The 22751-nt window shown below is 45.2% G+C and carries 14 protein-coding genes; 6 read left to right on the plus strand and 8 right to left on the minus strand.

Annotation, left to right across the window (positions count from 1 at the left end; all coding sequences use genetic code 11):
* The first annotated feature begins 66 nt into the window (after positions 1–66).
* The 3 genes from CIT02_RS00720 (at position 67) to CIT02_RS00730 (ending at position 5963) form a co-directional block, all read left to right on the plus strand.
* Positions 67–1566, plus strand: a complete 1500-nt coding sequence (locus CIT02_RS00720; protein WP_292613076.1) for a hypothetical protein — start codon at positions 67–69, stop codon at positions 1564–1566.
* Positions 1567–1886: 320 nt separating this feature from the next.
* The gene (locus CIT02_RS00725; protein WP_292613078.1) at positions 1887–4463 is read left to right on the plus strand and encodes a hypothetical protein; all 2577 of its coding nucleotides are present in this window, start codon (positions 1887–1889) and stop codon (positions 4461–4463) included.
* Between the two features lie 321 nt (positions 4464–4784).
* Complete coding sequence (locus tag CIT02_RS00730; protein WP_292613080.1) at positions 4785–5963, plus strand: ATP-binding protein; 1179 nt, start codon at positions 4785–4787, stop codon at positions 5961–5963.
* Positions 5964–6105: 142 nt separating this feature from the next.
* Here the strand turns inward: CIT02_RS00730 and CIT02_RS00735 are convergent, their stop codons facing one another.
* Positions 6106–7344, minus strand: coding sequence for a GDP-mannose 4,6-dehydratase (locus CIT02_RS00735; RefSeq protein WP_292613082.1), 1239 nt, complete (start codon positions 7342–7344; stop codon positions 6106–6108).
* Positions 7345–7936: 592 nt separating this feature from the next.
* Here CIT02_RS00735 and CIT02_RS00740 point away from each other — a divergent pair.
* Positions 7937–9508, plus strand: a complete 1572-nt coding sequence (locus CIT02_RS00740; protein ID WP_292613083.1) for an MFS transporter — start codon at positions 7937–7939, stop codon at positions 9506–9508.
* 276 nt (positions 9509–9784) lie between these two features.
* On the opposite strand, the gene CIT02_RS00745 is transcribed toward CIT02_RS00740, so the two are convergent.
* The 3 genes from CIT02_RS00745 to CIT02_RS00755 all read right to left on the minus strand — a co-directional run bounded on the left by CIT02_RS00745 (position 9785) and on the right by CIT02_RS00755 (position 13620).
* Positions 9785–11518, minus strand: a complete 1734-nt coding sequence (locus CIT02_RS00745; protein WP_292613085.1) for a glycosyltransferase — start codon at positions 11516–11518, stop codon at positions 9785–9787.
* A gap of 113 nt (positions 11519–11631) precedes the next feature.
* The gene (locus CIT02_RS00750) at positions 11632–12630 is read right to left on the minus strand and encodes an archaeosortase/exosortase family protein (RefSeq protein ID WP_292613086.1); all 999 of its coding nucleotides are present in this window, start codon (positions 12628–12630) and stop codon (positions 11632–11634) included.
* 336 nt (positions 12631–12966) lie between these two features.
* Positions 12967–13620, minus strand: coding sequence for an RAD55 family ATPase (locus CIT02_RS00755; protein ID WP_292613087.1), 654 nt, complete (start codon positions 13618–13620; stop codon positions 12967–12969).
* 176 nt (positions 13621–13796) lie between these two features.
* Between CIT02_RS00755 and CIT02_RS00760 the strand changes: the two genes are divergently transcribed.
* Complete coding sequence (locus CIT02_RS00760) at positions 13797–16109, plus strand: glycosyltransferase family 39 protein (protein WP_292613088.1); 2313 nt, start codon at positions 13797–13799, stop codon at positions 16107–16109.
* Positions 16110–16233: 124 nt separating this feature from the next.
* Here the strand turns inward: CIT02_RS00760 and rfbA are convergent, their stop codons facing one another.
* Positions 16234–17106: a glucose-1-phosphate thymidylyltransferase RfbA gene (rfbA, locus tag CIT02_RS00765; protein ID WP_292613090.1), complete on the minus strand. Its 873-nt coding sequence runs from the start codon at positions 17104–17106 to the stop codon at positions 16234–16236.
* Between the two features lie 259 nt (positions 17107–17365).
* On the opposite strand from rfbA, the gene CIT02_RS00770 reads away from it, so the two are divergent.
* Complete coding sequence (locus CIT02_RS00770; protein WP_292613092.1) at positions 17366–18838, plus strand: sensor histidine kinase; 1473 nt, start codon at positions 17366–17368, stop codon at positions 18836–18838.
* Between the two features lie 33 nt (positions 18839–18871).
* Here CIT02_RS00770 and CIT02_RS00775 read toward each other — a convergent pair whose 3' ends face one another.
* The 3 genes from CIT02_RS00775 to CIT02_RS00785 all read right to left on the minus strand — a co-directional run bounded on the left by CIT02_RS00775 (position 18872) and on the right by CIT02_RS00785 (position 22585).
* Positions 18872–19372, minus strand: coding sequence for a metal-dependent hydrolase (locus CIT02_RS00775; protein WP_292613094.1), 501 nt, complete (start codon positions 19370–19372; stop codon positions 18872–18874).
* A 2-nt stretch (positions 19373–19374) separates the two neighbouring features.
* A complete protein-coding gene (locus CIT02_RS00780; RefSeq protein ID WP_292613096.1) occupies positions 19375–19839 on the minus strand; it encodes a hypothetical protein in 465 nt (154 codons plus the stop codon).
* A gap of 355 nt (positions 19840–20194) precedes the next feature.
* Entirely contained in the window at positions 20195–22585 is a 2391-nt protein-coding gene (locus CIT02_RS00785; RefSeq protein ID WP_292613098.1) for a PAS domain S-box protein, read from the minus strand.
* Positions 22586–22751 lie beyond the last annotated feature (166 nt).

A 22751-nucleotide genomic window follows, 5' to 3' on the forward strand; every position in this document is an offset into this window, starting at 1 on the left:
ATGTTACCACACAATAACATATGGAGGGGGTAAAATTTCCCTTTTCTTTAAAAATTGTAAAAGGAGGTGAAAAGGATTACCAAACATTTAGAAACCAAGCACTACTTTCTATTCCTAACCCTTTTAATGGCCATTGCTTCTTTGAGTCTTATTGATGATTCTGCTGCAGCCAGCATGATCTATGTTAATGGTAGCTCTGGTAACGATGACTGGGATGGAGAAACACCAGAAACTGCCAAGGCAACCATCCAGAACGGGACCGATACTGTGGATCCCGAGGGAACAGTCTCGGTGGCCGATGGAATCTACCCGGAACACATCATCATTAACAAAAACCTGAGCCTCCTGGGGCAGAGTACCAGTGGTACCATAATCGACGGAACCAACAACGGCCGACCACTGACCATTAACGGTTACACAACCTTGGTTAACCTGATTAACTTCACCATAATCAATGGAAATGTAACTGGAACCACTGCCCGTGGTGGGGGAATCTACAACGAGGGTAATTTAACTTTGACCAACTGTAACCTAATCAACAACACTGCCACCGGTGACATTGCAGCTGGTGGAGGAATCTGGTCAGAGGGTACCTATGATCACGGTGCCTTAACTTTGAATAACTGTATGGTAGAGGGTAACACTGCCACTGGAACTGGAGCCATGGGTGGTGGAATTGCTGCTTACAATACGGTGAACATCAACAACAGTAAAATATCAGGAAACCTGGCTGAAGTAACCGGGTATGGTGCTAATGGTGGGGGAATAGCTGCTTTAATGGGTACTATGACCATTACTGATAGCCAGATCATCGGCAACACTGCCAAAAGAGGAATATCCGATGCTTTAGGGGGAGGATTATACATTGATTACAATCACTTCACCATCACCGGCAGCCAGATCACTGGTAACATCGCGGAAGGAAATGGTGGGGGAATATACGCCTACGTAAGTGATGATAGGGCAAATTTCAACCGCATAGTGAACAATTTACCCGATGCCATTTACTACACCTACGAAACTGTGGCCTTTGATGCACTCTACAACTGGTGGGGACAGAACACTGGCCCTGCTGACGGGAGTATTTCTGGTAATGTGGACTATGACCCCTGGCTGGTTATGAATTACAGTGTCAATCCCACAACCATCCAGCAGGGTGAAACTTCTACCCTGACTGCTGATTTCAGATACGATTCAGATGGAACATTCCACGACCCTGCAATGGGCCACTTATCAGACGGTATACCAGTGTCCTTCAACACCAACCTGGGTAATGTGGGCAGTAAAACCGCCACATCTTTAACCCTAAACGGCATTGCCACCATCCTCTTGCGCGGAGATGAAGCAGCCGGCAGTGCATTAACCTATGCACTCCTTGACCTGGAAACCAGGTACGCCACAGTGACCATAACCCCAACCACAGTAAATGCAGCCAGCACAGTAAATGCAGTCAGCACAGTCAGCTCTAAAACCATAAGCATGCAGGAAACCGGAGTACCAGTAGCAGGAATATTCCTGAGCTTACTACTGGTCATGGGTGGACTGTTAAGTACCAGAAGAGAATAAATGGAGGAATCTTATCCTCCTTTTTTTATATTTTTATTTTTAAAGTTAAACAAGACTTAAAATACATTCGTATTTCAAGGTAAGCACGATCCTTCATTTTTTTCAGTTACCCTTTTTTTCCAGTAGTATTTCCACCTTCTCCGATTAGTACTTCCACCTTCCATCTATAGGAATCCACTTTCCCAGCAAAAAATAGTTATTAAGTAAACACTAACATATAAATGGGGATGGGGGGTGTACTTTTTTTTAAGTTATTCCCTTCTTTATGTTTTAATCCCATTGATAAATTAAGCAATCACTGTAAAAGGAGGTGAAAAAGCTTGAAAACCAAAATTATCCTACTCATACTAACCCTTTTTTTAACCATCACTACCGCCAATGCCGCTGATTTCTATGTTAACCCTGATACCGGGGATGATACTAACACTGGTACCACTCCGGGTGATCCATTTCTAACCATTAACCGGGGTGTGACCAGTGTAACCGATCCTTCAGATGTGGTTAACCTGGCATCGGGAACCTACAGTGATGTGGGGGACTACAACATTGACGTAACCCAGAGTATGACTGTTCAGGGTGCCGGGGAAGGACAGACCATCATCGACCCCCAGAGTAACGGTCGGGTGTTCAACATCGGCAGCGGAGTTAATTTCCTGCTGGCGGGGGTAACCATTCAGAATGGTAAAGCACCAGACGGTTCTGAGTCTCCCGGTGAACCCGGAGGTGCCATACTAAATCAGGGCAACCTCACCGTCACCGACTCCACTTTCACCAGCAACCGGGCCGGTAATGGTAATGCCATGACCGACTCCCAGATTGGGGGTAATGGTGGGGCCATTTACAGTACGGGAACACTCACCATAACTGGATGCACCTTTAACACCAACAGTGCGGGAAACGGTAACAACGCCGGGTTCCGGGCCGGAACCGGAGGTAATGGTGGGGCCATTTTCAGCCTCACCAACTTCACCATCACTGACACGGTCTTCAACTCCAACACTGCCGGTAACGCCGGTAGCACCGGGCAACACGGTAGTCCTGGAGGATCAGGGGGAGCCATCTACAACCTGGGAGTATCTACCGTAACTGGATCCACCTTCGACCACAATGCCGGTGGAAACGGCAGTAACTCTGGATGGGAATCAGCCAGAGGAGGTTACGGTGGGGCTATTTTCAGCCTCAATGATCTGGACATCACCAGCAGTAACTTCACCGCTAACCACGTGGGAAGCTGGGGTAACGGAGAAACCACGGTCAATGGTGCGGATGGTGGTGCCATTTACACCATTGGGAAGTTAAACATCACCGACTGTATCTTCACCGGTAACCTGGCCGGAGATGGTAACAGCCAAATTGATTTTACTGGCGGAGATGGTGGATCAGGAGGTGCCATTTACTGCCTCAACATCCTTGAAGTCCGGGATAGTACCTTCCAGTCTAACCAGGCTGGTAACGGTGGTAATAATAATAACCACTATGAAAATGGTGGTAATGGTGGTAATGGTGGGGCAATCTACGCCGGAAATCTCCTCCTATCATCATCCACATTCACTGCTAACCTGGCAGGTAACGGTGGTAATGCCAATGCCGAAGATGATGTCTATGCTGGTAACGGTGGTAATGGCGGAGCACTGTACGTTATAGGAACCCTGAACATGACCCAGTCCAGCTTCACCAGCAACCTGGCTGGTAACGGTGGTAACGGATTTACCGCAGGTATTGCTGGTTCTGGTGGGGCCATCTACATCGTGGGTACCTTGAACATCACCCAATCCAGTTTCAACAGTAACCTGGCCGGTACTGGGGGCAGTGGACCTACTGCAGGATCCGGTGGGGAAGGTGGTGCCATTTATAACATAGGACTATTCGAGATGGAAGATACCACCTTCTCTTCCAACCGGGCTGGTAATGGTGGAGAAAACACTGGAGAGGGAAATGGTGCTAGTGGTGGGAGCGGAGGAGCCATATATTTAATTGGGCTTTTAAACTCTGAAAACACCAGCTTCCAGTCCAACCAGGCGGGTAATGGTGGAAATGCTCTGGGAGCAGGATCACCTGGTTCTGGAGGCTTCGGAGGGGCAATCTTTGCCCTGGGAGTTCTCAACCTCAGCCAGGGTAACTGCACTGGAAACAGTGCCGGTACAGGTTCTGTCCCGGGATTTGGGGGTGCCCTGTACATCTACCATCAGACTGATAGTCCCAGCACCATAACCGGTTACAACTTCCTGGATAACACCTCACCACGGGGTGGGGGTGCCATAGCCAACGTAGGGGGAACCATCACCGTCAACTACAACCGCTTCCGGGATAACCTTGCACCACAGGGTAGTGCCGTATACATCGAATCCGAAGAAATCACCGATCTCCAGTACAACTGGTGGGGAATCAACAATCCCTTCTTCACACCACTGATCCAGGGGCCAGCCGATTACACGCCCTGGTTAATACTGTCCATAACTGCCAACCCCACTACTATAAGTGCCGGGGCCAACTCGGCAATTACCACGGACCTCTACACGGACTCGGATGGTGGCAACCACCAGGCACAATCCAGCCTCTACCCGGCCTACATACCAGTGACCTTAACCACGGACCTCGGTAACATTGGCAGTAAGACCCTGTTAACCAACCTGTTCTATGGAGCTGCTGGAGGAACCCTCAGGGGGGATGAAGGCGCAGGACTGGCCCTGGTCCGGTCCCTGGTGGACTATGATACCAGTGTCTTTACCCGGGTAACCATAACCGCAGATCCGGTAAATGGAGCCACAGTAAATGCTGCCACCAGTACCTCAAACAGGAAAACAGTGGCCCTGCAGAACACCGGTGCACCACTGGTGGGAATAATCATGGCCCTACTCCTGGTCACCGCCGGACTATTGGGAACACGCAAGATGTAACTAGAGGATTGTATAATCCTCTTTCCCCTATTTTTTTTAGATTTTTTTAAGTCAAAAAAAATAATTTAATTCTTAAATAGTTCTAATAATATTGTTAAAGATTTTAAACTCTTTTTTCCCGATTGAGTTTGCCATTAATGATTTAAGGTGGCTAAACATGGAATAGGAATGAGTTAACGGATTTAGGAGAAGAAAAACTTAGGGGAAGATTAATCATAGAAAACATAGCAATCATAGAAAATTTCTATGTTTACTATGATTACCTATTAACTTTATATCATCAGTCAAACATAGAAAACATAGCAATCATAGAATTTTTCTATGTTTACTATGGAACATGGTGTGTTTAGTATGAACCCCTTTAGAAAAAGAACCGGTATTTTCCCCTCATATTTCACTGGCAGGGATGATGAACTTAATGAATTAAGGGAGATCTACGAATCTACGCAGGCCGGAGCTGCCGGCCATATAATCATCTACGGTCCCAAAGGTATTGGAAAAACATGCCTACTTATCAAATTTGAAGAAGAGTTGAAAGGCGTTGATGAAGTTTATCCCGTACGCATTCCTCTTATTGAGGGTGACTTTGATGAAATTTACACTTTAATTATTGATAAAGCTGCTGAAACTCTTAAAATAGGTGAAGGAAATTTTTGGGATGATATAACCTCTTTAGGGGTTAACATTCCCCTGGCCGGAGGATTTACCGTGTCCAGAAAAAGACCCACAACCAGTCCATCTGTAGCCCTTGAAAGGATATTAAAATCAATATACAACAAATTAACAGGTGAAAATCCAGTTTTAATACTTTTATTTGATGATCTTCAAAGAATTATTCCAAATAAAGGTACGAACAAGGTTTTAAACATATTACAGAATGCCCTAGTGGAACTTAATCTAAAGGGTATGAATGTAATGTTCGTGGCCACCGGGGCACATGACATATTTTCACAAATACAGGATCACCTTGATTCTGCTGTTAGAATATTTGAGCCTTATGAGCTCAAACCATTATCAAAAAATGAAGTAAATGATGCTATATTCATACCTGCAGATAATGAAGGTGTTAAATTTGCTGAGGAAGTAATAGATTCAATATATAAAATGTCAGAGGGAATTCCTTACTATATGCAAGTTTTAGCCTACAACTGTTTTGCTGAAGCAGTTGATGGTAAAGTAGGAGTTAATGAGCTTAAAAAATCATTTCCCCGATCACTGGATCTCTTGGCCCAAAGAGAGTTCAGGGGGATGTATGAGAAGTCAACCAATGAAGAAAGAAATATTCTGGGGTTGATGGCGGAGAATCCGAAAGAAATTTTATCATACAAGGAAATCAAAGAAGGTTTGAAATTAAAATCAGAACCATCTTTCTGGTTAAGAGCCATGGTAAACAAGAATCTCATAATAAAGAAAAGTCGTGGTAAATATTGTCTTCGGGACAGATTATTCAAAGAATATCTGAGAACATTCAAGCCCTATAGAGAAAATGGAACCTATTAAATTTATTATATTAAGAAAAAAGATCCAGAAAGTCACTTTTATTACTTAAAGATCCAGATAGTCTCGTTGATTACTCAGAACACTACGGTATTTTTGAAAATAGAAGGAAAAAAATATAATTATCCTTCTTTGCAAATATTATTTAAACCCGGTTCTCCTTCTGGTCAAAATAGTCCAGCTGGTCCTGGATCACGTCACTGAGACTGTATTCAATTTTTGCACCTATCTTCTGGATTTTCTGGTTATCACAGAGGAGTAATGGTATCTCTGATGGTCGGAACCGGTCGGGGTTGAACTCAATGGTCAGGGGTCCCTGGTCAGTGGTGACCCTGATTCCCTTATCCTGGATGGTGTACTCCAGCTGGTTTTCCAGTATCATCTGGTCCACCCTGGTCTTGTCGAACTTAACCCCGAAGATAGGGTCATCTACCAGTTCGGTGGGGTTGTCGATGGTCTTGCTCTGGTCATCTCCTTTAAGGGTTTCAATCTGGTTTATGTTCCATCCGGCCCTTTCCAGTCCCAGGAGTATGTAGCTCAGGACGGAGTTGGTTCTCATGGATCCCTGGTTGTACACTTCACCGGCACGTCCCTTACTGGCCAGTACCTGGTACCCGTGGATTATGTCGGTTACATGTGACCAGTCCCGGCAGGCATTGAGGTTGCCGATGGTTATCCGGTCGGTTTCACCGTACTTCAGTTTCATGATCTGGTTGGTTATGATGGAGGTCACGAACATCATACCCCTACCGGCCCCTTCGTGGTTGAAGGCCCGGGAAACCACGGTATCCAGGCCGTAGGAGTGGTGGTAGTTCTGCATCAGGAAATCCCCAGAAACCTTGGACACGGCGTAGGGGGACATGGGACGCAGGGGGTTGGATTCACTGATAGGTAACTCGGGGATCCTCTCCGGTTCCGGGAAGATGGTCTTACCTGAATCAAGGGCACGCTGGTACTGTTCCTGGGAGGATATGACCATACCGTACACTTCACTGGAACCAGCAAACACTATCTTGGCGTCAACATCCTTGATCCGCACGGCTTCCAGGAGATTGGCGGTACCAATGGTGTTGATATCCTGGGTATCCAGGGGGCGGCGGAAGGAAAACTCCACACTGGACTGGGCTGCCAAGTGGAAGATCACATCGGGCTGGGAATGGTCCAGGGCACTGGCCAGGGAGGATATATTTCCCAGATCACCCTCCAGCATCTTCAACTTGTCCTTAATACCCTTATCAATCAAGTTCTTTTCCATGGCCACCATATCTTCCGGCCTTATAAAACCATAAACATCTGAACCTTTATCTAAAAGTTCTTTAGCCAGATATGAGCCCACAAATCCATTGGCCCCAGTTATGAGGACGTTCTTTCCATTCCAGTTCATACTAATATACTTCCTTCCTTTTTTTACGCGATGTAAAAATTTTTCTTGCACTTATACTTCCTTTTTATTGGCAAGGTAAATTTTTCTTAAAACATACTCTAAAAATTTTTAACACACGCTAAAACTTAACACTCTCTAAAACAATAAGTTCCAGGTTAAAATTACTTAGATTATAGTACATCCCTAAAATCTTATAAAACTATTTGAATTCTTTTTAAGTAGGGCTTCATCTTTTTGCTCATGGTTTCATTTTGCTCATGGTTTCATTCCAGACCCTTGGAGAAAAAGAGTATCTCAAAAGAGTATCCCAAATTCGAAAGGTTTATTATTACTGACCCGGGAATAAGTATTGGGTGAAGGGGGATTTAGTGTTAATAAAATCTTGAGGGATTATAAAATTTTATAGAATAATTTAAGGAAATCTTGGGGATTTTAATGAAAATTAATAGGTTTTTAATGAAATCTTAGAGTTTTATGGAATCTTAAAGTTTTGATGAATCTTGGGGATTTGATGAAATATAATTGGTTTTGATGAAATTCAAAGCTTTGATGAAAATTTAGGGGTTTTTACAATGTTTAAAAGGTGTTTTTAATGGTGGATGAGGTTAAAACTGGGTGGGCAGTTCTCTTTGTTGTTTCTCTGTCTCTGTTTATCATTGGGCTGGACAGTACCTTTATGAATGTGGCCATGATGTACCTGGTGAAGGATTTGCACACCACCCTGGGGAATGTGCAGTCTATAATCGCCGTGTACACTCTGGTCATGGGGTGTTTCGTCCTATTCGGGGCTAAAATGCAGGATGTAATGGGTCGGAAGAGGACCTTCCTAACCGGGGCCATTATTTACGGTATTGGTACGGTTATTGCTGCCACCAGTCTCAATAGTGGCATGTTGCTCCTGGGATGGTCAGTTATTGAGGGATTCGGGGCAGCTCTCATGCTACCTGCCACTTCCTCCATAATCACTTCCACCTACTCCGGACCCCGGAGGACCTTTGCCCTGGGATTCACCGCCACGGTCTTCACGGTATCCGTGGCCATAGGACCCCTCCTGGGAGGGTTCCTCACCACTTTCTACTCCTGGAGATGGGGTTTTGGACTGGAAACCATCGTGGTCCTGGCTATACTCCTCCTGTCCCGGCACCTCACTGAATCACCCCAGGTGCTGCAGTGGTCGGATCTCAACATCAAGGGGGCCCTTCTCTCGGCAGCAGGGATATTAATCGTTATCATTGGTGTACTCCAGTTAAACACCCCCTACACCTGGCTTAACTATGCCGGGACTATTATCAACCCGGTGGGATTTGCGGTGGCCATGGCCATGATCATCACCGGAGTCATTCTCCTGGTGATATTCTTCTTCTACCAGAGGAAGCTCATCCGGCAGGGTAAAAAATCATTCATGAATGTGGACATCCTCAAAAGTCGTCCCTTCACCTTTGGGGTGGTTTCCATACTGATCATGGCCCTGATCCAGGCCGGTATCTTCTACCTGGTTCCCCTCTACGTGCAGACCCGTTGGCAGACCGATGCCCTGACCACTGGCCTTATACTCCTGGCGGCACCCCTGGGGAGTCTAATTTTCTCCCTCAGCGCTAACAAGCTGACCCAGTACCTGAAACACAACCACATGGTGTCTATTGGTTTTGTGGTTTCCATGGTGGCCATTTTAACCTTGTACATGGTATTCCTGGATTATGTGAATCTAACCATGTACCATCTTATCCCTGGCCTCTTTATCCTGGGAGCGGGGTTGGGACTGGCCCTTCCCAATCTCAACAATATCATTCTCTCCAGTCTGGATGAGTCCCAGTACGCGGATGGTTCGGGGATTCTCAGCACCTTCAACAACGTGGGATCCTCCATTGGAACGGTCCTGATTGGGCTTATCTTCTTCATAGCTGTCTATTTTAGTGTGGTCAGTTCCCTCCCGGTGGAGTACCCTCAGTACCAGGACCAGCAAATCCTGAACCAGGATATTTACTCCTGGGTGGACCAGGTGATACACCCCAATGCTACCAGCATAGAGAAGGATCACAACCTCCTCAGTCTCACCCTTTACTCTGGGGCCCAGGGAATGCAGTTTGCCTTCCTGTCAACTGCATTACTCCTGTTTGTAGGGTTCCTGTTATCCTTATTTATCAAACCGCCCCCTATGGGATAGATTTGATAGGTGTTACAATTTTTTTTCAAAAATTATTTCCATTTTTTTTTAAATTTCATTTTAAAGACTTTTTTAAAAATTAGTGGATTAAGTAATCGATACACGCAAAAAAAAGCTTAGAGTCACTTGTGTAGATAGATACACTTGATGATTTAGTGTACTTAGGGTAACTAGTGTATTTAGGTTCACTTGATGATTTAGTGTACTTAGGGTAACTAGTGTATTTAGGTTCACTTGATGATTTACTGTACTTATGGAAAAAATAATAAAGAGAACTTATTTCCCCTTCCGGCCCGGGTTAAGGAAGTTTTCCAGGTTTATGTTCCGGGATTCGGCTAAGTTGAATATGGCGGTAACCACGGATTCCTTGGCAGCGGCGGCCTCGTTTTTAGCTTCCTTCACTCCGTTTTTAAACCCGTTAACCGGCCCTTCCACTGCCCAGTCCGAGGGTTCCTTCAGAACCTGCAGGAAGGCGGAAAGTCGGAAGAAGAAGGTCATCAGCCGGTAAATGGGCAGGAGTAAGATGAAGGGGAAGTAGCGTTCAATGTTGTTCCGGGTGGTTTCCGGGGAGTTCTGGTAGACGAAGACAATGACCACGGTGTCGATGGCCACGTAGAAAGCATAGAGGAGCAGGGCCACCACGGGTATTATGTACAGGTAAAGTCCCAGTATGGGGAAAAGGGCCAGTACAAACACCCACAACAGTCGCGGGAAGGCAATGGTGTGGTCCACCAATAGGATCCTCTGCAAGCCCATGAAGTTGAAGGAACGGTAGGTGCACTGTTTGAGCCTCTGGACCCGGTTAGATAGCTTGGTGGTGATATATTTCCCCACCATGGCCAGGCTTTTATCCTGCCAGGCAATACTCAGCATGTCCCGGAGTGAAATATCTTCCCGGCCAATGGGGCACTGCTTCTCCTGCATGGAAGCCACTTCTATCTGTCCCCTGGCCCAGCGCACCCTCTGGCTGTAAAGTGTGTCGTAGTCAGTTATGGCGTCCACGTAGGCCACGGCCTCCGGTACGTGGACAATTCTCACCTGGCGGTTATGGAGCATCATGGTCATGTGCATGTCCTCGGCCACGGTTAAGGGCCAGTAGCCCCCTACTTTACCTACCACTTCACGCCGGAAGGCGGAAAATGCACCGGACATGGAATAGATGGAGCCTGCAAAGGACTGGTAGCTCCGCTCGAAGTTGAAGGCAGTTATATACTCCAAAAATTCACAGCGGGAGAAGAAGGTTTCCAGCAACCCATTCTTCTCACCCTCATATTTTCGCACCTGAATGCTGGAAGTAACATCCCCGGATCCAGGTGGTGTGATGGCGATCTTGCTGATTGTGGCATCGTCGATGCTAGTATCTTCGTGGAAGTGGGTTATGACCTCAATGTCATGGAAGCCATCTATCGGGATGATGTTGCGAATGGAGTTTGGTGTTATTCTGGTGTTTTTACCAAAACCCATACCGGACTCCGGTACCATGATTTCAATGTAACCGGTGGCGGCACCAACCTCCGGTTCCTGGACAAAGGGCACCACTATGTTGTGGATGGCATCCGGGGCCATCTTGGCATCGGCATCAATGGTGATGATGATAGTGCCCCTGGTCTTCTTGAGACCGGTGTTCAGGGTCTGAACCTTACCTGTATGGGGTTTGGCAATGATTCTAAGCTTTTTACCATGGGATTCGGCTTTGGATTCGAATAACCGGGCCTTGTTCAGGGTGCCATCAGTGGAACCATCGTCCACCAGGATGATCTCCATCTTACCATCTGGATACTCTGATTCTACCAGTGATTCAAGGCAGATGCCGATGGTTCCTTCTTCGTTATGGGCGGGCACCACCACGCTGACCTTCGGTAAGGCATCATCTTTCACCCCTTTATCCACTTTTCGTCTGGTCTTCTTGGAGAAATAGAGCTTGAAGGGTATGGGCACCCCGTCGATGATTATGGTTAACAGTAACCATGTTCCCCAGACCAGAATAACTACCCAGCTTGGATCCTGCATTTTATTCTATGTCCGTCCATTTTTTTTCATGTGAAATTTTTCTTAACTGATTCAGTTATAATGGGTTATTCTTTTTTTAAAGTGTTTATAAAAGATTATATCCTATTTGCGTACTAGAACTTACCTGATTTAATGTTCTTTCGGACCTGGCCCATGGTGGGTTTGGTCAGCAGGTACCAGTAGAGGATAACGATGAGCACGAAGAAGACGATTTTACCCACAATGGCGTGGGCCAGGTAAATGGATGTTTTCCCGAATACAGAGACTATGAGTACTATGGTCAGTATGCGGATTATGTTGGCCAGGTAAGTGGCCACCGCACCTATAGTGGCGTATTTTAGTTTCCTTTTCCAACTGTAACTGGGATAAAATAATAGTAAAGCTATGAAAACACTTATTTCGATTATGGATGAGCATTCCAGGCCAATCCCAAAGATACTCCACCCGGTGGGATCCGGGAAGAGGAAGGCGTTGGGGGACAGGTACTGGGCGGGCATCCCCAGGGCACTGGCCACCAAGGCCATGGACTGGGCTTCAACACCCATAACGTAACTGTCGTAGCCCGTTAAAATGAAGAATGACATGAGGCTGGCCACCACCGCCACACTACCCACCAGGTAGTAGGAAAGCCACCATCTCTTCTTCCGGGCCAGGGCAGCAATGGTCATGGTGAACCCGGCAATGGCCACGATGATCCAGGGGGCAGGAATACTGGTGAAGGTGGTGCTCCGGGAGTCAATCACATGTCCCGGGGAGTGATTGCTGCCATCGTACCAGGTGGCACTGACAGTGTAACTCCCGTTGACTGGAAAATTGGTGTTGGTGGTCTGCCAGGTATTGGTAAAGGTACCCCCTTCTACCATGTTGCCCAAAGTTGAAGTATGGGTGGCCACCACATTTCCCGAGCCATCGGTGATTTGGTAGACGATCTGTGAACCGCTTAATGTTTTACCGTGCCCTTTGGTATCGGTTAAAACGCCCTGGCAGGTTATGGTTATGGTCTCACCAGGATTAGGGTAACTGGCCTTATCTGGATTTAAACTGGTTATGGATCCACCGTATTCTCCAGCAAAGGTGGGGGCAACCATTAAGAGAGAAATGATCGCAACCATTATAATAATAACTGGTAATCTTTTGTACATTTTTAAATTCAGTCCGTTATTCACTCAGTCCGTTATTCAAGTATCATGGAACTATGTGTCCTTTCATAAACCTAATATTGTTTATAAGTGTCAATTTATTGGTTACTTCTATAAATGTGTTACTAATATCAGATCATTAGGCTGCAATAAGCACCAGGGAGTAAGTATCATCCCGTAAAAATATCCGGCTTACCAATGATCAAAGTTATTTTAGAAAGTAGTAGAGGAGTTTTGTGAATTATTTTAAGGAATTAAGAAATTATTTTAAGGAATTAGAAAATTCTACCCGGAACAAAAAAAAGCAATCTATTTCTCCCCGGTAATGATTATATGGTCGTCTTCAGTTTCATAGTCAAATTTCCGGCGGGAAAAACCATTGAACGATATTTCACCCTGGGCCATGGTTATCAAACCCTGGCTTAACCTTTCCAGGCTGCTTATCTCAATCCGGTCGTGGACTCCATCCTCCATGGTCATGAGGAAGACAGCATTTTGGGCCTTGACTGTGTTGGTCAGTACGTGCAGGAATTTGTATATGGTCTTCAGGTTGGAGTACATCAACAGGGTGGAAACTGAGTCAAAGACTATCCTTATACCTGGGACTTCTCTGTTTCTTAAAATGTCCAGGAATTCATTGATATAAGCCATGATGCTTGCCAGTTCTGTGGGGCTGGCAACAAAGCGTATCTGGTCCTCATGGGGGTAATCATTGGCCAGGTCGGATCGAGAGGACATACAGTTGATCATCCCCAGTAACTCAATATCGTAGTCTTTAAACTCCTCCAGGGTATCCTGTATGGGGTCGTTGGTTGAGACGAAAATACAGGCCTCACCATTCTTGAGTCCCTCTTTAATGAAATCCTTGGAAAAAATATCCTTGCCGGAAAAAAGATCCCCCAGAAGCAGTAGATTGGTGCCAGGGGCCACTTCCATGTCAGGATATTTTAATTTATAATTCATAAAACATATCCACCAGGTGATTAATTTATCAATACTTTAGTTGATTAAATATTTCTTAAATATATTTCTATTACGAATATTGTTTAGTCTGAACATTAATACTAATGGGTAAGAACGCCAAGTTATATTTATCCCCTCATCTAAAAAAATTAAATAAAATCACCCGGGCGATTGTTTTGACAAAAATCAACCATCTGAAATTCATCCGTTCCCATGGACTGAACCTCATCTGCCTGATTATCCTGGTGATCACCCTGTTTTTAGTGGTGTATTATCGTCTTAAACTGCAAATGAGCATAGGACCATTCTGGGATACCTATGCTTTCCTGGATAATGCCCTGGAATATGCAGGTATGGGTACGGGTTACATTGAACTGGACCGTTCACCATTCCTACCCTTCTTAACTTCCCTGCTGTTCCGGGCAGGTTTTGTCTCGGAGCTGGCCATCTACCTGGTGGATGGAATCATATTTATAATGGGGGTAGTGGGACTTTACCATCTTTTCCGGCTCAGATTCAATTCCCTGGAAAGTCTGGCTGGTTGTGCAGTGTACATTTCCTTCCCGGTGATACTGGCCTGGTTGGGAGTGGGATATCTGGACATTGCGGCGGTTTCATTCTCCATATGGGCTATTTACACCACTGTCCTGGCGGTGAAGAAGAATCCCCGCTATTTCTACCTGGCCTTTCCCCTGGCCATGATCGCTTTTCTCACCCGTTTCACCGCAGGGTTTGTAGTGTTCCCCATCATTCTATACATTCTGATGGGTGGTAACTATCTGCGACACCTTAAAAAAATGTTAAAGGGATTATTGGGCAGTGTTTTGATTATAATCCCCTACCTCCTCTTCATGTATCAAAAGACCGGGGATCCCTTTGTCACCATCACCAGCCTGTTGAGCATACAATCAGAATCAGTCTCCGGACTGGCCGCCTACTCGGCAGACTCCTTATATTATTTAAAAACTATGGATCTCTTTGTATCGATCCCGGGACAATTCCACAACCAGATTTACTATTTGTTCCTGCTGATAATAGTTATCGGGGCAGTGATCTACCTTTATAACCTGGTTAAAGGCCATAAGTTCCACTTGGACTCTTCCTTTGCCAAGTTCAAAACCCTCTTACTGGTGGTCTTACTTTTAGGGTTCATCTTTACCTTCAGTAAAATCAGCAGCATGGCCAGCATTGGCCTGGTGGTCCTGATCTGTTATGTGGCCTACGATCTTATGAGGGGTAAGGAGAAGCTGGACCTGGACCTGCTCTTTGTGGCCTGGTTCATGGCCCAGTTCATAGTCCATGCCCAGTATGCACAGAAAGTGGACCGCTATTTCATCACCATGGCCCCGGCCCTGGTGTATTTCCTGATCCTGGGCTTGAACCAGATAGCCGGGAAGGTGAAAATCAATTACCGCCAGCTGAACCTCACCCGCTACATCCTACCCCTTTTACTTTTAATGGTGGCCCTGCTCTCCACCACCACCTATCTGACGGGTCTGGATCACTCACTGAATGATAACCAGGAGTACCTGTCGGCCATTTCCCAGCCGGATGATACCCCTTTTATTGTCAATTCCACGGACCTTTTAAGGAACAAGTACACGGCCGATAATCTGAAACTGGCTGCCGACTGGTTGAAAGAGCATGATCCCCAGTACAGTACCAAGAAAATCCGATCCAACCAGTGGCCAGGGATGGTATGGTATTTAAGGACCTATATGGATAAACAGCCCACCTGGAACACCACTGAACTGATTTCCCATGAACTGGAGAAGAATAACATCGATTACTACATAGCTACACAATCACTGAATTTAGAGGCCTACCCCCAGGTGGCACAGTTTGGAGAAGTGTTCATCTACCAGAAAGACCCCTCTAAAATTGAAAACAAAACTCAAATGCTTTATATTGGGCAGAACTGGCAGAATTACATTGACGAGGTTCTGGGATTCAAGGCTTATGTTATATACGAGAATCTGGGCCAGGTAGTTCGGGGTAAACCCACAGAAATAGACTCACACTCCCTGGAAGAACTGCAGAAATATCCCTACCTCCTCCTTTATAACTTCAAATGGAATGATCAGGAAAAAGCGGAAGAATTATTAACCCGGTACGTGGAATCCGGGGGCATCCTGGTGATTGATGCTTCCGGGAACCTGGAAGGCTCCTTTTACAACCTGGACAATGCGGAGTTCATGAACACCATAATCACCAGGAAAAGCCTGGAGCCCAATCCCCAAATAGAACCCGACACTGTTAAGTTTTCCCCATTCCTGTCCGATGGAGAGACATGGTACGGGGCCCATTATGAACCCACTAACCAGTCCCAGATCCAGCCACTGGTCACTGCCAATGGTAACATACTCATCGGGGAGCAGAAGATAGGTAAGGGGCGCATTATCTGGATTGGTTACAACCTGGTGTGGCATGCCTTCCACCTGGAGAACCCGGAGGAAAAGGCATTGATCCAGTCGGTTATTGGGGTTTAAAAGCCCCTATTTTTTATATCAGTGATCAAACTGGTTAAAATAAAAAGATATGAGTACCATTATTAGAACGTATGGTACTAAATTTAGAATTAATATTTTAATTTTTTATTCACAAAATGCTTATTTACAGTTCACCGATAATGAGTTCAACCAGGTACTTACCGTAATCAGTTTTTTTAAGGGTTTCGGCCAGTTTAAGGACAGTGGAAGCATCAATCCATCCATTGTTATAAGCTATTTCTTCCAGGCAGGCCACGAAGAATCCCTGTCTTTTTTGGATGGCTTCAATGTAGTTACTGGCTTCCAGGAGTCCGTTATGGGTTCCGGTGTCCAGCCAGGCCATGCCCCTTCCTAAAAGTTCCACCTTCAGCTGTTTCCTTTTAAGGTATTCCTCGTTAACCGAGGTTATCTCCAACTCTCCCCGGTCAGAGGGTTCCACTCCCTTGGCAATCTCCACCACACTGTTATCGTAGAAGTAAAGCCCGGGTATGGCGTAGTTGGATTTTGGTTGTTCTGGTTTCTCTTCCAGGGACAGTACATTACCGTCTTCATCGAATTCCACAACACCGAAAGCTGCCGGGTCCCGGACGTAGTAACCGAATATGATGGCCCCTTCCTCCAGGGAGGCTGCCCTCTGCAGTATCTCACTGAAACGGTGGCCGTGGAAAATATTATCTCCCAGGACCAGGGCCACGTTATCCTGACCAATGAACTCTTCACCAACTATAAAGGCTTCGGCCAGTCCACGGGGTTCTTCCTGAACAGCGTAAGAGAAGGAAACTCCCAGTTGACTGCCATCACCCAGAAGGTCCCGGTACTGTGGCAAGTCCCGGGGGGTGGAGATGATGAGTATTTCCCTTATACCGGCCAGCATGAGCACGGAAAGGGGATAATATATCATTGGTTTATCGTAAATAGGTAGTAACTGTTTGGAAACTGCTTTAGTAATGGGATAAAGCCGGGTTCCAGATCCGCCGGCGAGAATGATTCCTTTCATGTTTATCAAATCCTGTAATTGAATTTTTTTTTATGAACCTTAGGGTTATCTTATTCAGTTTCAATCTCATATAATATTTCCCTTAATTCTCATAAATATTTCCCTTAAACCCTCCTCCGGGTAGGAGTAGTGGTTTATAAACCGGTAAAGTTTTGAGGTGTAAAAAGTTAATATTGTGGCCGAAATAATCAAATAAAAGGTTAAAGATAAAACCCTATAGAAAAATCCCTTTATTAGTTAGTTATCACGAGTTATTAATATGAAACATCCAGATTTAAGCCGTGAAGAACTCCAGAGCCGGCTTCAAGAAACCGAAAGAAGGTTGTCCCAAACCCATGATGAATTAAACTATATTAAATCTATAGTAGAGCACACTGAGGATGCCATTGTAGGTCTGGATCTGGATGGCACGGTTTTAAGCTGGAACCCAGCTGCCGAGAAGTTATACGGATTTTCTGCTGATGAAGCACTGGGTAGCAGTGTTTTTATGATGATACCACCCTACAACAGCGATGAAATATCTCTGATTTTGGCCTGGATCAAAAATGGGGAAAGGATCACTCATTACGAGACACTACGCCGCAGGAAAGACAGGTCCCTGGTTAATATTTCCCTCAGTGTCTCCCCCATTAAGGATGCCCTGGGCCGGGTGGTAGGGGCCTCCACTATTTCCCGGGACATTACCACCAGTAAAAAAATGGAACTGAAGCTACAGGAAAGTGAGGAAAAGTTCAGGGAACTGTTTAACAATGCCAATGATTCCATTTTCCTTTACCCCCTTACCGGTGATGGTACTGGTGGCCAGTTTGTGGAAGTTAACGACGTGGCCTGCCAGAGCCTGGGGTACACCCGGGACGAGCTTCTGAAGATGACTCCCAGAGATATTGAAGTTGAATCTAGGGAAGAACCGAGCTTGTGGGACCTTCTCCAGGAGGGGAGTGCCACCTTTGAGGCGATCAACCTCACCAGTGATGGTCACCAGATACCAGTGGAGGTGAGTGCCCATATATTCAACCTCCGTGGAGAGAAAATGGTGCTCTCCATATTGAGGGATATAACCCGCCGTAAACAGGCTGAGGAACAGCTCCGCAAGTCCCTGGATGAAAAGGAACTATTGCTTAAGGAAATACACCACCGGGTTAAAAACAATCTCATGGTTATCAGCAGCCTCCTCAACCTGCAATCCAAGTATATTGAGGATAAGGCCGCCCGGAAGGTTTTCAAAGAGAGTCAGAACCGGGCCCGGTCCATGGCCCTCATTCATTCCATGCTGTACCGTTCCACGGATCTCAAGTGCATAAACTTCGGGGAGTACATCACCAGCCTCACCCAGGAACTCTTCCGGACATACGTTATCCGGGACAACATCAAACTGAAAATGGATGTGGGTAACGTGCCCCTGGATATCAACACCGCTGTCCCCCTGGGCCTAATCGTCAATGAACTGGTATCTAACAGCCTCAAACATGCCTTCCCCCACGGTGAAGATGGTGAAATATCGGTTAAATTCCATAAAGCCAATGACCACTACATATTCCAGGTAGCGGATACTGGGGTGGGATTCCCTGAAGGCCTGGACTTTCGAAAAACCAATTCCCTGGGCATGCGCCTGGTGGATACCCTTACTGACCAGGTGGATGGTGAGATGGAACTGGACACCAACCAGGGTACCTCCTTCACTTTGACCTTTGCTGAAGAGGATTATGGAAACCCTTTAAAAAATGATGAATAGTAGGGTTTCAGTGGGTTTTTAAGGTTTCCAGTGTTACTTAGGTTTTTGCAGTGTATTAATGGTTAAACTTCTTTTTTTCACCCATTTTGACACCAAGTAAACTATCAGAGCTATAAACAGGGCCACGATGGTTATGTAGTAATCATCGTTGGGGACCAGGTTCAGGGTGAACCCAGTCCAGCTTAGGGGATAGAAGAGGGCCATACCATATCCCACCTGTATCAGGAGCAGGTCCAGGAGGTAGTGGGTTACTATTCCCATGGATAAAAATAGGAAGGCGCTTTTTTTCTCCCTGAAGAGTAAGGCGGCGATTCCTGCCAGTAAAAATGTACCTAGGGGGAGGTGGAACACGTAGATATAGTCCCACACATCGTATCCCACTAGTTCGGCTAGTATGGATATTTTAATGGCGTCGGGGAAGATGGATCCCACCATGACCAGAACAGTGTTGGCCGGGTTAAACTGAGGGTATCGGAAGCTGAGTATACGGCACACACTCCAGGCCACTGCCAGGTGAACTATCCAGTCTGGCATGCTTACCGCCTCCGGAACTCGAAACTTTTCCAGTCAAAGGACCAGTAATGGTAGAATATGAAAATCAGGAGGATTACAGCCAGGAAGGAACGGAGCAACAGGAAGAGGTACTTCCAGTATTCATTGACCTCCACTCGTTCCACCTGGATGATGGTGTGGTTAGGCCCCAAGACGCCCACCACTGACACCTGGTCCTCCAGGTTTACAGGGGTGGAGCTGTTGATATTCAGGTTAATGTTTTGACCGTGGTAGTTCTCCAGGATCTGGAACTGGCTGGAACTGGTGCTGGTAACTGTCCCACCGACATTTACCACCTCTCCCTCAGGATAATCTGAGAGTATGGTTCCGTAAGATGGGTATTTCTGATGGTACTCGTATTCTATGGCGTAGTTACTGCATAGTACTGCCAGAGCAGCCACCAGAATAAGCCCGGTTACCATCCTTTGGAGTGGTGTGTTCAGTTTCACTTTACCTTCCCCCTGGAGAAATCATAGTCCTGCACTTTAACATTTGTACCTTCAATTGACAAAAGGATTTCATTTCCATTAATAGGAATGTTTTCATTGGATAAAAATAGGTTCGCTAATTATAGAAATACCTTTTCGTTTTTATATATGGATTCAATATAAGCATAGATTCAATATAATAGAAATAATGGCCAGAACAGTTTTGTTATATCAATATACCAAAATATCCTATTAAGTATTTAATTCAAAAAAATCGTTTTTATTATCTTTATTATTCAATTTAATCATGATAATATTTGAATCATTTAATTAAAGGATTTAATCCTCTAATGAATTTCATTTTAAGGGAATTATATTAAATTCTCTTTACGTACTTCTGCTCCTGGAATATGATGTGGAAACAGGTTCCATTATTTCTTATTATTTTAATGGTACCATCCAGTTGCAATACCAGGGTTTTAACCAGCTGCAGACCCAGGGTGTTGGTATGTTCTATATCGAAATCGTCGGGTAACCCCATCCCGTCATCCCGAACCTCCAGGAGGAAATAATTCCCTTCACCTATTCCATTCGCTTTGTTTACTTCTTTTCCTTCAGCTAATTCGCCAATATTCACTTTACGGATGGATATAACTACTTCACCCTTATTCTGGTCTTCAAATGCGTACTTCAAACAGTTGGATACCAGTTCATTGATAATCAATCCCAGGGGGATGGCGGTGTCAATGTTAAAGTAGATATCTCCCACATCCAGGTTGAGCATTATACCGGGCTTGGTACGGTAACTGTGGAACAGGTTCATGGTTAAGCTTTCTATGTACTCCCCCACGTTTATTTTGGCCAGATCAGCAGTCTGGTACAGTTTCTCGTGAACCAGGGCCATGCTCTTCACCCTTCCCTGGCTCTCCTGGAGTATGTTATCGGCTTCCTCATCATCCACGTAGCTGCGCTGGAGATTCAGGAGACTGCTTATGATCTGCATGTTGTTCTTCACCCGGTGGTGGATCTCCCTTAAAAGAAGTTCTTTATCTTTTAAAGATTTTTTAATAACATTTTCAGCCTTCTTACGTTCGGTTATGTCCAGCATGGAAACCACACTATCAGTGGTGCCCGGAATCAGTGAAGTGAAAAGCAGTATCTGTCTTTCTTCACCTTCCTTGTTGAGCAGGCGGAACTCATATTCGGAGGGAGCCTCTTTCCCTGGCATTCGGCGCATCTGGTGATAGGTTTTCATTTTTTCCTGGTCATCAGGGTGAACGAAATCAGTCCAGCTTAAGTTATGTTCAATTTCATCCACACTGTACCCACTCATGGATTCAGAGCGTTTGTTGGCCATGATTATGGTGGTGTTCTGGTCTATGATTATGGTGGCTGTACCGGTATTCTCAAAGATGGTTCTGTAAAATGTTTCAGACTTTTTAAGAGCATTTTCCGCTTCTTTACGCAGTGTTTCATCGATAACTGTACATATTGCTCCGTTAAACTTTCCCTCTTTAAGCTGGGGTATGATCCAGCCACTTTGATATGATTGACGACCACTAGGGCTGGTGGCTTGAAGGGAGTCATAGTGCACTGGTTTCAGGGTTTCTTTTGATTTCCGGTAGTAATCCTTGAGTCCATCAGTGGTATTATCAGGCAGATCCTCCAGTATATGCAGGCCTTCCATCTGTTGGCTGGTAACACCACTTATTTCTTCCATTCCCCGGTTCATGAAGTACAGGCGGTCGTGTTTATCCGTAACCCATATCCCCTCGTTAATACCCTCCACCAGGTTTTCGTAGAATCTTTTAAGATCAAGACGATGACGATTGGACTCTTGTCTTTGACGATCCATTTTATTGAGCATTTTGGCGTTCCAGATAATTACTATGGTTAAAAATGCTAAAGCCAGTATAATTCCGAATATATTCCCAAAGTAAGCACTGTAAATGTTGAATCTTTCTCCACTAACTATTAACAGATCTATCAGGAACACCGCCATAAGAGCCGCGGGTAGCAAGCGTCGTGCCATGTAACCACCGGAATTCTGGGCAGTTATCCTTCCCATATAAGAATGGTCCGGGCAGAGGCACAGTATACTCAACGAGAGAATTATGTGTATTATGGATGTCATAAAAGCCATTTGGGCCATGAGGTCCAGGAGATAGTCAGAGCTACTCCCGTATAGGTAAGAAGACAATCCAAAAAAGGCTAAAAAACCGCAAAAAAATGCGATAATCTGCACATAACGAATTTTAAATTTATAACTGGCCATGAGAAGGGCAGCGCCTATTAGAATAAAGTTCAAACTGCTGGCCAGTCTGCTTTTGGCTAAAATGCTGTTATTTGGTAGTATACTGCTGAATAAGTAGTTCATGCCCAGGTTTGTCCCACTGATATATTCAAAGATGGTTAAAGTTCCCCATACTAATATGATAATGCCTAATATTCGCGTAATTAGTACCTGTTTCCCCTTTAATTTAAGGTTCAAAAGATAAACACCGGAACCTGCCAGTATGAACAGGATGGCGGTGTTGAGCTTTATTCCAATGACCCCTCCGTATTCTCCCCGGAGCAGGGGTACATTGAAAAACCATCCCAGGACCCCCATAACTCCCAGAATAATTACCATTATTGCTAAAATTTTAGAAAAAGATTTAAATTTTCGTATTCGATTTAAATAGATGGAAAGCTGTTCTTCATCCTCTTCTCGAGGTAGGTGTTCTAGTTTAAAGGGTTCAAAATCGTCCCTTGTATCCTGATCCATGGGAACCATTCCCTTAGTTTGGAATCTAAATCGACAATGACCGGTCTTTAAAGAGTTAGTGTTAGTATGTTCCAGGGAACAAACCCCTCTAAAACCCTGTAGCACAAATTTAACCACTTATGGAGGTTGTACACATTAAAAGCATCTACTTTTTTATTATATGATT

Origin of the sequence: Methanobacterium sp. BAmetb5 (genome assembly GCF_003491305.1) — an archaeon.
In the GTDB taxonomy this organism is placed as follows: Archaea; Methanobacteriota; Methanobacteria; order Methanobacteriales; family Methanobacteriaceae; genus Methanobacterium.

Excerpts from the sequence above, each read along its gene's own strand:
- CIT02_RS00755 (WP_292613087.1), bottom strand. The coding sequence starts at position 13,620 with ATGAATTATAAATTAAAATATCCTGACATGGAAGTGGCCCCTGGCACC.
- CIT02_RS00740 (WP_292613083.1), top strand. The coding sequence starts at position 7,937 with ATGGTGGATGAGGTTAAAACTGGGTGGGCAGTTCTCTTTGTTGTTTCT.
- CIT02_RS00750 (WP_292613086.1), bottom strand. The coding sequence starts at position 12,630 with ATGGTTGCGATCATTTCTCTCTTAATGGTTGCCCCCACCTTTGCTGGA.
- CIT02_RS00785 (WP_292613098.1), bottom strand. The coding sequence starts at position 22,585 with ATGGATCAGGATACAAGGGACGATTTTGAACCCTTTAAACTAGAACAC.
- rfbA (WP_292613090.1), bottom strand. The coding sequence starts at position 17,106 with ATGAAAGGAATCATTCTCGCCGGCGGATCTGGAACCCGGCTTTATCCC.
- CIT02_RS00745 (WP_292613085.1), bottom strand. The coding sequence starts at position 11,518 with ATGCAGGATCCAAGCTGGGTAGTTATTCTGGTCTGGGGAACATGGTTA.
- CIT02_RS00730 (WP_292613080.1), top strand. The coding sequence starts at position 4,785 with ATGTTTACTATGGAACATGGTGTGTTTAGTATGAACCCCTTTAGAAAA.
- CIT02_RS00735 (WP_292613082.1), bottom strand. The coding sequence starts at position 7,344 with ATGAACTGGAATGGAAAGAACGTCCTCATAACTGGGGCCAATGGATTT.
- CIT02_RS00775 (WP_292613094.1), bottom strand. The coding sequence starts at position 19,372 with ATGCCAGACTGGATAGTTCACCTGGCAGTGGCCTGGAGTGTGTGCCGT.
- CIT02_RS00770 (WP_292613092.1), top strand. The coding sequence starts at position 17,366 with ATGAAACATCCAGATTTAAGCCGTGAAGAACTCCAGAGCCGGCTTCAA.